Source organism: Amaricoccus sp., from assembly GCF_017993425.1.
In the GTDB taxonomy this organism is placed as follows: Bacteria; Pseudomonadota; Alphaproteobacteria; order Rhodobacterales; family Rhodobacteraceae; genus Amaricoccus.
Genome location: NZ_JAGOMQ010000074.1, coordinates 1 through 9,694, shown reverse-complemented (window position 1 = coordinate 9,694; position 9,694 = coordinate 1). Strand labels below are relative to the sequence as shown.

Genomic DNA, 9,694 nt, shown 5'->3' with positions numbered 1-9,694 from the left:
CTCGAAGAACGCCATCACATGCCTGCCGCCGTCGGCCCCGAGCTTGCGACCCACGAGGTCGAGCGCCTGCACCCCGTTCGCGCCCTCGTAGATCATGGCGATCCGGGCGTCGCGCACGAACTGGCTCGCGCCGGTCTCCTCGATGTAGCCGTGCCCGCCGAATATCTGCTGCGCCTGCACCGCGCCCTCGAACCCCTTGTCGGTCAGAAACCCCTTCACCACCGGCGTCAGCAGCGACACCAGTCCGTCCGCCGCGGCGTCGCCCGTGCGCTGGTGGCGGTCGATCAGGCTGGCCGCCCACAGCAGGAAGGCGCGGCCGCCCTCGACGAAGGCCCGCTGGTCCATCAGCGCCCGACGCACGTCGGGATGCACGATCAGCGGATCCGCCGGCCCCCCCGGGTTCGCCGGCGCGCCCGCCGCCCGGCCCTGAAGCCGTTCCTTCGCATAGGACGCCGCGATCTGATAGGCCGCGTCGCCCTGCGCCAGCCCCTGCGCGCCCACCGCGAGCCGCGCCTCGTTCATCATCGTGAACATGGCCCGCAGGCCCTTGTGCGGCTCGCCGACGATCCAGCCGGTCGCGCCGTCGTAGTTCATCACGCAGGTGGCGTTCCCGTGGATGCCCATCTTCTCCTCGATGTGGCCGCAGGAGACCGCATTCCGGTCGCCAAGGGCCCCGTCCTCCTTCACCAGGAACTTCGGCACGATGAAGAGGCTGATCCCCTTCACCCCCTCCGGCGCGCCCGCAATGCGCGCCAGCACCAGGTGGACGATGTTCTCCGTCAGGTCGTGCTCGCCCGCCGAGATGAAGATCTTCTGCCCGGTGATGCGGTAGGCTCCGTCCTCCTGAGGCTCGGCGCGGGTGCGCAGCAGCCCGAGGTCGGTGCCGCAATGCGGCTCGGTCAGGTTCATGGTGCCCGACCATTCGCCGGTAACGAGCTTCGGCAGCCACTTCGCCTTCAGTTCGTCGCTCGCATGGGCCTCGATGGCGTTGTAGGCCCCGTGGGTCAGGCCCCAGTACATGTTGAGCGCCATGTTCGCCGCGGCGTGCATGGTCCCGATCGCGGTGTTGAGGATGTGCGGCATCCCCTGACCGCCGTATTCCTCCGCGAGGTCGATCCCGATCCATCCGCCCTCGGCCACCGCGTCATAAGCCGCCTTGAACCCCTCGGGCGTGCGCACCACGCCGTTCTCCAGCCGGCAACCCTCGCGATCCCCGACGGCGTTGAGCGGGGCGAGCACGTCGCTCGCGATCTTGCCCGCCTCCTCGAAGATCGCGCCGGTCGTCTCGCGATCGAGATCACCGTAACCTGGGATGTCGTCCGCCGAGATGGCGAGGACGTCGTGCAGGATGAAATCGAGGTCGCGCAGGGGCGGCGTATAGGCGGCCATGGAAACTCCTACTCGGCGGCGAGCGCGACGCCGCGCCCGGATAGCGTGCGGACGCCCCAGGCGATCTGGCGCTCCAGGTCGTCGATGGCCAGCGTCATCTCGTCGCGCCGGGCGATCATGGCGCGCAGTCTCTCGCGCGCAATGGCCACGGTCCGCGCGAGCTGGGTCGTCTGGCCGTCGTCAAGGTCGTAGAGGCCGAGGAGCTGGCGGATCTCCTCGAGGCTGAAGCCGAAGCGCTTGCCCTGCAGGATCAGCTCGAGCCGCGCCCGGCAGCGGCGGGTGTAGAGCCGCTTCTGCCCCTCGCGGATCGGGAACAACAGCTCCTTCGCCTCATAGAAGCGCAGCGTCCGCGCGGTGACGTCGAACTGCGCCCGCATCTCGCCGATGCCGAGCAACCCTTCCGCCGCACTCTCCATGCCGGAGTCGCCCACGGCCGCCTCCTTCGCCGCCTGTCGCGTACCGGAAGATGACGACGCCTCATGCGTGGCGCAAGGCGAAAAGCTGACGCTTGCGTCAACATGACGCGACGTCATTCGCCTTTCTCGCGCATTCCGGCTTGGTCGCGTGGCTGGCGCACGCGAGCGCCGGCCGGGCGTGGCTTGATCGCGATCAATGCCGTCGCACATCCCCGTTTCTAGGTATAGGGTCGGCCCAGCAGCCTGGAGAGCCGACCGATGACCCATTCCGCAGCTGAGCCGCCGTCGCTCTACGCCGCTCGTGAGCCGATCTTCCCGCGACGAGTCTACGGCAAGTTCCGCACGCTGAAATGGTGGATCATGGGGATCACCCTCGGCATCTACTACATCCTGCCCTGGATCCGCTGGGACCGCGGGCCCAACCTGCCCGACCAGGCGGTGCTCGTCGACCTCGCCAACCGCCGCTTCTACTTCTTCTTCATCGAGATCTGGCCGCAGGAGTTCTACCTCGTCGCCGGCCTGCTGATCATGGCCGGTCTCGGCCTCTTCCTCTTCACGGCGGCGCTCGGCCGCGTCTGGTGCGGATACACCTGCCCGCAGACGGTCTGGACCGACCTTTTCATCCTGGTCGAGCGCTGGATCGAGGGCGACCGCAACGCCCGCGTCCGGCTGTGGAATCAGTCCTGGAACGCCGAGAAGATTCGCAAACGCGCGTTCAAGTGGACGGTGTGGTTGCTGATCGCAGTCGCCACCGGCGGCGCCTGGATCTTCTATTTCGCCGACGCGCCGACCCTGGCCCGGCAATTCGTCACCCTCTCCGCGCCGCCCGTCGCCTACGCCACCGTAGGCATCCTCACCGCCACGACCTTCGTCTTCGGCGGCTTCATGCGCGAACAGGTGTGCATCTACATGTGCCCCTGGCCACGCATCCAGTCGGCGATGGTCGACGAACAGACCCTCACCGTCGCCTATCGCGACTGGCGCGGCGAGCCGCGCGGCAAGCTCCGCAAGGGCCCCGAAGCCGAGTCGGTCGGCGACTGCATCGACTGCTCGGCCTGCGTGAACGTCTGCCCGACCGGCGTCGACATCCGCGAAGGCCAGCAGTTGGGCTGCATCACCTGCGCGCTCTGCATCGACGCCTGCGACGACGTCATGGGCAAGATCGGCAGGCCGCGCGGGCTGATCGACTACGTCACCCTGCACGACCTGGAGGCCGAGGCCGCGGGCGGCCCGCACACGCCGGTCGCAAGGCGCATCTTCCGCCCGCGCATCCTGATCTACTTCGCGCTCTGGTCGGGGATCGGGTTCGCCCTCGTGGCCGCACTCTTCCTGCGCACGGACCTTACCTTCTCGATCGAGAAGGTGCGGAACCCGGTCAACATAACGCTGTCCGACGGGTCTGTGCGCAACGCCTACGAGCTGCGCCTGCGCAACATGACCGGCTACGACCGCGACTTCCGTCTGTCGGTCGAGGGAGAAGGCGACATCGCGCTCGAGCTGCAGGGCGCCGACGGCCTCGTCGTGTCGGTGCCGGCCGACAGCACCTTCCGCCAGCGCGCCTACCTCACCGCGCCGAAGGACAGCCCTGCCGCCGACAGCGATCTCTCCCCGGTCGATATCGTGGTCAGCGATACGGGCAGCGGCCGGCAGGCGCGCGAGGCTACCGTCTTCACGGGGCGCGGGCAATGAACGGGCGCTCCGACGCCGGGCGGCCGATCACCGGCCGCCACGTTCTCGCGATGGCGCTCGCCGCCTTCGGGGTGATCATTGGCGTCAACCTGCTTCTCGCCTATCTCGCCGTCTCGACCTTCTCCGGGGTCGCCGTCGATAACAGCTACGTGTCGAGCCAGACCTTCGACCGCGACCGCAGGGCGCAGGAGGCCCTGGGCTGGACGCTGGCGCTCGGTCACGCGGACGGGGCGCTGGACGTCGAGATCGTCGACGCCGCCGGCCACGTGGTTCGCCCGGCGACGCTGTCCGTCGTCGTCGGGCGCCCGACCACCGTGCGCGAGGATCTCGCGCTCGCCCTCGTGGAGACGCCGCGCGGCTGGACCGCCGTGGCGCCGCTCGCCGACGGCATCTGGACGGTGCGCGTCGACGCCGTCGCCGCCAATGGCGCCGCCTACCACCGCCGCGAGCCGCTCTATCTCGCACCCGAGCGGTAAGTCTTACGCCATGACCTACGTCGACTCTCCCGCCCTCGCCGCCTGCCCGGCCTGCGCCGCCGCCCCCGAGCCGCCGCACGCCGCCGCCCGACCCGCCGCCACGGCGGCGCTGCGCCGCTTCGACCTGGCGCTCCCGGGGATTCACTGCGCCGCCTGCATCGAGGGGGTGGAGACGACACTTGCGGCCGAGCCCGGCGTCGCCGCGGCGCGCGTCCATCTCGGGCTGAAGCGCGTCTCCGTCACCGCCGAGGACCTGCCCGGGGCCGAGGACCGGCTGATCGCCGCCCTGAAACGCCGCGGCTTCCCCGCGCGCACGCTCGATCCCGCCGTGCTCGACGCCACCCGCATCGACGCCGAGGGCCGCGATCTCCTCGCCCGCATCGGCGTGGCGGGCTTCGCCTCGATGAACGTCATGCTCCTGTCGATCGCGGTCTGGTCCGGAGCCACCGATTCGACGCGCGAACTGATGCACTGGCTGTCGGCCGCGATCGCGCTACCGGCCGTGCTGTTCTCGGCCTGGCCGTTCTTTGCCTCCGCCGCCCGCAGCCTCGCGGCGCGGCGCCTCGACATGGACGTGCCGATCTCGACCGCGATCCTGATGGCGGCGGCGGTCTCGCTCTGGGAAACCATCCTCGGTGGGCGGCAAGCCTTCTTCGAAGCCGCGATCATGCTGACCTTCTTCCTCCTGATCGGCCGCTACCTTGCCCACCGCACCCGAGCCGCCGCGCGCTCGGCCGCAGCCGAGATCGCCGCGCTCGAGGTGCGCCTGGCCACCCGGATTCGCCCCGACGGCGGCCGCGAGACCGTACCTGTCGACGCGCTTCGTCCCGGCGACCTCGTCGCCGTCCCGGTGGGGGCCCGCATTCCGGTCGACGGCGCCGTGGTCGCGGGGCGATCCGACGTCGACGCCTCGATGCTGACTGGCGAGACCATGCCGGAAACCGTGAGCCCGGGCGCCGGGGTGCGCGCCGGCATGACCAACCTCGCAGGCCCGATCGAGGTACGCGCCGACGCTCTGGGCGAGGACACCCTCCTGCGCCGCATCGGCCGGCTCGTCGAGGCGGCGGAGCGCAGCCGCACCCGCTACGCCACGCTGTCCTCCCGCGCCGCGCGCATCTACGGGCCGATGGTCTATGCGCTGGCGATCCTCGCTTTCCTCGTCTGGGGCTTCGGGGCGCAAGACTGGCGCGTCGCCGCCAACGTCGCCGCGGCGGTCCTCATCATCACCTGCCCGTGCGGCCTTGGCCTTGCCGTCCCGGCCGTGCTCACCACCGCTTCGGGTCGGCTCTACCGCGAGGGCGTGCTCATCAAGGACGGCGCCGCGCTGGAGCGCCTCGCCGAGATCGACACCGTCGTCTTCGACAAGACCGGAACGCTGACCACCGGCCGTCCGATGCTCGTCAACGCCGAGGCGATCTCGCGGCGCGATCTCGCGCTCGCCGCCGCGCTCGCAGAGAACAGCGCCCATCCGCTTGCGCGCGCCGTCGTCTCCGCCGCAACCGCGGCCTGCCTCGACGTGCCGCGCGCGGCCGAGGTGACCGAGCATGCCGGACTCGGCACGGCAGGCTTCGTCGACGACGTCCCCGTCCGTCTCGGTCGCGCCGAGTGGATCGGCGCCGAGCACGGCGGAGCCCACACCGTCGCCTGGCTGCGCGTCGACGAGGCGGAGCCCGTGGCCTTCCTCTTCGCCGACGAGGCGCGCGGCGACGCCGCGGCGGTCGTTGCGGTCTTCCGCGCCGCGGGCCTGTCGATCACGCTCCTCTCCGGCGACGCGCCCGAGCCGGTCGCAGCCCTCGCTGCGGAGCTCGGCATCGACGACTGGATCGCAGGGGCCACGCCGCAGGAGAAGGTCGCCCGCCTCGAGACCATGCGCGCCTCGGGGCGCAAGGTTCTCATGGTCGGCGATGGCCTCAACGACGCCGCGGCGCTCGCGGCCGCCCACGTCTCAATCTCGCCCGCCTCGGCGGTCGACGCGACCCGCAGCGCCGCGGACATGATCGTCGTTGGCTCGCGCCTCGCGCCCGTCGCCGAGGCCTGGCGCATCGCCGTCACCGCCCGCCGCCGGATCGTCCAGAACATCGTCTTCGCCTTCGCCTACAACGTCATCACCGTCCCGGTCGCCTTCGCCGGGCTGGTGACCCCCCTCTTCGCCGCCCTCGCCATGTCGGGCAGCTCGCTCGCCGTGTGCCTCAACGCCTTCCGCCTCGGCGGTGATCGGCGATGAACGTGCTCGTCGTCCTAATTCCGGCCTCGCTGATTCTCGGCGGCATCGGACTCGCCGGCTTCCTGTGGCTGCTGCGCAAGAACCAGTACGAGGATCCGGAGGGCGAGGCCGCCCGCATCCTCTCGGGCCGCTACGACGACCATCCCGCCCCCGACCCGATCCCGGGCAAGCGCCGCCCCGAGCGCCGCAAGAGTTGACGGCGCGCCAGCGGCAAATGCCGCCGCCTCCGGCCGGACCCATGGCGCCGCGTCGACCTCGCGCGGGTTTCGCCGTCTTGCCCGCGGCGCGCGCCGGCGCCGCGCACATGGCGCCGTCGATCCGCCCCGAGCGTTGCTCAGGTGACGGCGGCCCTGGCCCTGTACTGCGGCGCGTCCCAGCAGCCGCCCGCCAGCACCTGGTGCAGGGTGCGCGCCGCGCGGACCACGTCTGCGTGCGAGAGGTAGAGGGGCGCGAAGCCGAAGCGCATCACGTCGGGCGCGCGGAAGTCGCCGACGACGCCGCGATGGATGAGCGCCTGCGTTACGGCGTAGGCCTCGGCATGGGTCAGCGCGACCTGGCTGCCGCGCGCGGTGGCCTCGCGCGGGCTGAGGAGATCGACCTCGTAGGCGCCCAGCGTATCGCCCGTCAGCGCGATGAAGCGGTCGGTCAGCGCCTGGCTCTTGGCCCGGATCGCCGCCATGGGAAAGTCGTGGAACATCGCGAGTCCTGCCCGCATGGCGCGGAACGATAGGATCGGTTGCGTGCCGCACAGGAACTTGCGGATCCCCGGGTCGGGGGAATAGCCGCGGTCGAAGGCGAAGGGGCGGGCATGACCCCACCAGCCGGAGAGCGGCTGACGGATCTCCGCGTGATGCCGCCGCGCGGCGAAGACGAATGCGGGGGAGCCCGGCCCGCCGTTGAGATACTTGTAGGTGCAGCCGACCGCCATGTCCGCGCGACCGGCGTTCAGCCCGACCTCGACCACGCCCGCGCTGTGGCAGAGGTCCCATATCGCCAGTGCGCCCATCGCATGCGCCTTCGCCGTCACCGCGGCGAGATCGCGCAACCGACCCGTACGGTAGTCAACCTGGTTGACCAGCACGACCGCCACGTCAGCATCGATCAGATCGAGGATGTCGGGCCCGTCGACCCCCTCGAGCCGGAGGCGCGCCCCCGGGCAGGTCGCGACCGCTCCCTCGGCGACGTATAGGTCGGTCGGGAAGCTCCCCGCCTCGGCCACGACGACCGACCGGTCCGGGCGCATCGCGAAGGCGGCGTGCAACATCTTGAAGATATTGATGGAGACGGTGTCGCAGACGACGACCTCGCCCGGCTCCGCTCCGATTGTCGGGGCAAGCAGGTCGCCGTACTCCGTCGGCAGCGCGAACCAGTCGGCGCTGTTCCAGCTGCCGATCAGGTCGCGCGCCCATTCCCGGGTCGCCGCCTGCTCGATCTCCGCGAGCGCCGCCTCCGGCGCGGGACCGAGAGAGTTGCCGTCGAGATAGATGATCCCCGGCGGGAGGCGAAACCGACCCCGCGCCCCTGCAAGCGCGTCGTTCGCGTCCTCCGCCACGGCCGCTGCCAGCGCGGACGCCCAGAATGCATCATCGGACATGCGGCTTCCCCCCGGTTCTTGCGCCGACCGTGGCGCCTTATCGGCATCCCTTCAAGCGGAAGCCTGCGGCGCGCGGGCGTTGCCCCGTGCGAGAATGCGGCTTGACGCCCCCCTCGGGTCTCTCTACATGCGAGCCACGGCGCGCCCCTGCGGTTCGCGCCGGTGCGCGGTTGTAGCTCAGTCGGTTAGAGTGCCGGCCTGTCACGCCGGAGGTCGCGGGTTCGAGCCCCGTCAACCGCGCCACTAACTCCCAGAACAGGCTGTTATTGCTGAAACTTTCTCCGGCAAGGCCGGAGCACCTCCCACTAGCCCGCCCACTTTGGCGCGATTGTGTGCGCTTCCTGGCGGCTGGTTAAGACGCGGGCCGCCCCCCTTCACCGTTGCTCTGTCGCCCGTCCTACGCATGGGCCTTCGAGTCATCACCTTCTTTCGGGCCGGTGCTTGCCCCACGTCTGTGATCTGACGCCATACGCTGCTCTGCGCCTGTCGCCGCTCCGCGATTGCGGCGGACTGAGTTATGCGGCAGGGCGGCCCGCCCCGCCGCAGCGTTGGCCGTACGCAACGGGGTCGGCGGCGAGGCCTTGCGGGGACGAGCGATGTTGTTGTGCGGAGGGGATTGACGACGACGACGGCGGTAGGCATGTCTCGTAGTGGGACCACCGCCGGGACGAGAAGCGGCCGAGACGACCTCCACGCGAGGCGGACTAACGTCACTACCTGGGACGCATCCTGACCCCAGATCGCGACAACGGGTGCCGGTAAATACCTGACCTCCTCGCTCGAGGAGTCCGTCGGAAACTGTCAGCCTAAAATCGGTGCGCCATTCGTCCCGCGTGGAGGGCGTTGGCCGCACTCTTAGGGCAAGACATGCACATGCCTCACGCCGTCCTGCGCCGGCTGGCGGCGGCGGGGTCGTCCTCGAGCTCGCTGCGCAGCCGCGCGACCGCCTGCTCCGCCCGCTGGCGGCACTCCTTCAGGGTCGAGAGCCGGCGGAACGAGGCCGCCCCGGCGCTCGCCCGAACCCGCACCCCATCTTGCGCCACCCGCGCGAGGCTGGCGACCCCGGCCTTCAGCAGGGCGGCGAAACTGTCGATCAGCAGCCGTTCCAGCAGCGCGCCGTGATCGACCCGGAAATCGGACAGGGTCTTGTGGCTCAAACCGACGCCACCACACAGCCACTGGTAGGCGACGTGCTCCCGACACAGCCGGGCCAGCGCCCGCGCACTCCCCACTCCCTCGGTCGTCGCATACAGCCACACCGCCATCAGCACCCGCGGATCGGCGGGCGGATGGCCCGGATGCCCTTCAACCGCCTTGATCGCCCCATACAGCGGCCCGAGATCGAGCCGCTCGGCGAAGGCCCAGACAAGACGGACACGATGACCGGCCGGAACCAGGTCGTCGAGGCTCAAGGCCCGCAGCTCGACCTGACCGCGCACCGCCTTGCGCAATCGCGGCCGCCCGCCGCCCTCGCAAGCCGGCGCAGCCCGCTCCGGAAGCCCATCGAACAGTCCGTCTTGCTCATCGGCAGCCATCGGGCCTCACTCAAAAGGACAATCATCATGCCCATCCTACCCAGCACAGTCACGCCTGACTCCCCCAAACATCACCGTTCGGCCCTTGCCGACGGAAAGATTCACAGGCTCTGAGATCAGCGCCACCCGACTGGGCCTCGACGGCCCCGGTGCGGCGCATGTCTTGCAACTGCCGCGTGTCTCCTGGGAACACGAGCTTGCGGATGTCTCTGAAGTCTCGGCGAGGCTGTTCTTGGTGTAGGCAGCACCCCATTGTAGCGCGTCAACCTCGATGTCCGGCACCGACAACCAAGTTGGCCGGTGATGGCCTGCTGCGGCGGCTGGTTCAGGCGGTGAGGTCCTCCCTGATGTTGTCGGCGAGGCTGTCGCCG

The 9,694-nt window shown here is 70.2% G+C and carries 8 protein-coding genes and 1 tRNA gene; 5 read left to right on the top strand and 4 right to left on the bottom strand.

Going from position 1 to position 9,694, the window contains the following annotated elements:
* Together KBB57_RS19530 and KBB57_RS19525 are read right to left on the bottom strand one after the other, a co-directional pair.
* On the bottom strand, window positions 1-1,389 hold a 1,389-nt coding region (locus tag KBB57_RS19530), incomplete at its 3' end, for an acyl-CoA dehydrogenase family protein (RefSeq protein ID WP_290753958.1).
* An 8-nt stretch (window positions 1,390-1,397) separates the two neighbouring features.
* On the bottom strand, window positions 1,398-1,766 hold the full coding sequence (locus KBB57_RS19525) for a MerR family DNA-binding transcriptional regulator (protein WP_290753961.1): 369 nt from the start codon (window positions 1,764-1,766) through the stop codon (window positions 1,398-1,400).
* Window positions 1,767-2,063: 297 nt separating this feature from the next.
* Here KBB57_RS19525 and ccoG point away from each other — a divergent pair, with 297 nt between their 5' ends.
* The 4 genes from ccoG to ccoS are packed head-to-tail and all read left to right on the top strand — an operon-like array spanning window position 2,064 to window position 6,391.
* Entirely contained in the window at window positions 2,064-3,494 is a 1,431-nt protein-coding gene (gene ccoG, locus KBB57_RS19520; protein WP_290753956.1) for a cytochrome c oxidase accessory protein CcoG, read from the top strand.
* Window positions 3,491-3,970, top strand: a complete 480-nt coding sequence (locus KBB57_RS19515) for a FixH family protein (RefSeq protein WP_290753953.1) — start codon at window positions 3,491-3,493, stop codon at window positions 3,968-3,970. The genes ccoG and KBB57_RS19515 overlap by 4 nt, the downstream gene beginning before the upstream one ends.
* Before the next feature lie 10 nt (window positions 3,971-3,980).
* Complete coding sequence (locus KBB57_RS19510) at window positions 3,981-6,194, top strand: heavy metal translocating P-type ATPase (protein ID WP_290753951.1); 2,214 nt, start codon at window positions 3,981-3,983, stop codon at window positions 6,192-6,194.
* Window positions 6,191-6,391 (top strand): cbb3-type cytochrome oxidase assembly protein CcoS, encoded by a 201-nt coding sequence (gene ccoS, locus KBB57_RS19505; protein WP_290753949.1) that lies wholly within the window; start codon window positions 6,191-6,193, stop codon window positions 6,389-6,391. The genes KBB57_RS19510 and ccoS overlap by 4 nt, the downstream gene beginning before the upstream one ends.
* Before the next feature lie 137 nt (window positions 6,392-6,528).
* On the opposite strand, the gene kynU is transcribed toward ccoS, so the two are convergent.
* Window positions 6,529-7,788 carry a kynureninase gene (gene kynU / locus KBB57_RS19500; RefSeq protein ID WP_290753947.1) on the bottom strand — a complete coding sequence of 420 codons (1,260 nt, stop codon included), beginning with the start codon at window positions 7,786-7,788 and terminating at the stop codon, window positions 6,529-6,531.
* A gap of 166 nt (window positions 7,789-7,954) precedes the next feature.
* Here kynU and KBB57_RS19495 point away from each other — a divergent pair.
* A tRNA-Asp gene (locus KBB57_RS19495) sits at window positions 7,955-8,031 on the top strand.
* 635 nt (window positions 8,032-8,666) lie between these two features.
* Here the strand turns inward: KBB57_RS19495 and KBB57_RS19490 are convergent.
* A complete protein-coding gene (locus KBB57_RS19490; RefSeq protein WP_290753945.1) occupies window positions 8,667-9,323 on the bottom strand; it encodes a transposase in 657 nt (218 codons plus the stop codon).
* Window positions 9,324-9,694 lie beyond the last annotated feature (371 nt).

What these genes read in the sequence shown, in the direction of transcription:
- KBB57_RS19525 (WP_290753961.1), bottom strand. Translation starts at nt 1,766, where the DNA reads ATGCGGGCGCAGTTCGACGTCACCGCGCGGACGCTGCGCTTCTATGAG.
- ccoG (WP_290753956.1), top strand. Translation starts at nt 2,064, where the DNA reads ATGACCCATTCCGCAGCTGAGCCGCCGTCGCTCTACGCCGCTCGTGAG.
- KBB57_RS19515 (WP_290753953.1), top strand. Translation starts at nt 3,491, where the DNA reads ATGAACGGGCGCTCCGACGCCGGGCGGCCGATCACCGGCCGCCACGTT.
- KBB57_RS19510 (WP_290753951.1), top strand. Translation starts at nt 3,981, where the DNA reads ATGACCTACGTCGACTCTCCCGCCCTCGCCGCCTGCCCGGCCTGCGCC.
- ccoS (WP_290753949.1), top strand. Translation starts at nt 6,191, where the DNA reads ATGAACGTGCTCGTCGTCCTAATTCCGGCCTCGCTGATTCTCGGCGGC.
- kynU (WP_290753947.1), bottom strand. Translation starts at nt 7,788, where the DNA reads ATGTCCGATGATGCATTCTGGGCGTCCGCGCTGGCAGCGGCCGTGGCG.
- KBB57_RS19490 (WP_290753945.1), bottom strand. Translation starts at nt 9,323, where the DNA reads ATGGCTGCCGATGAGCAAGACGGACTGTTCGATGGGCTTCCGGAGCGG.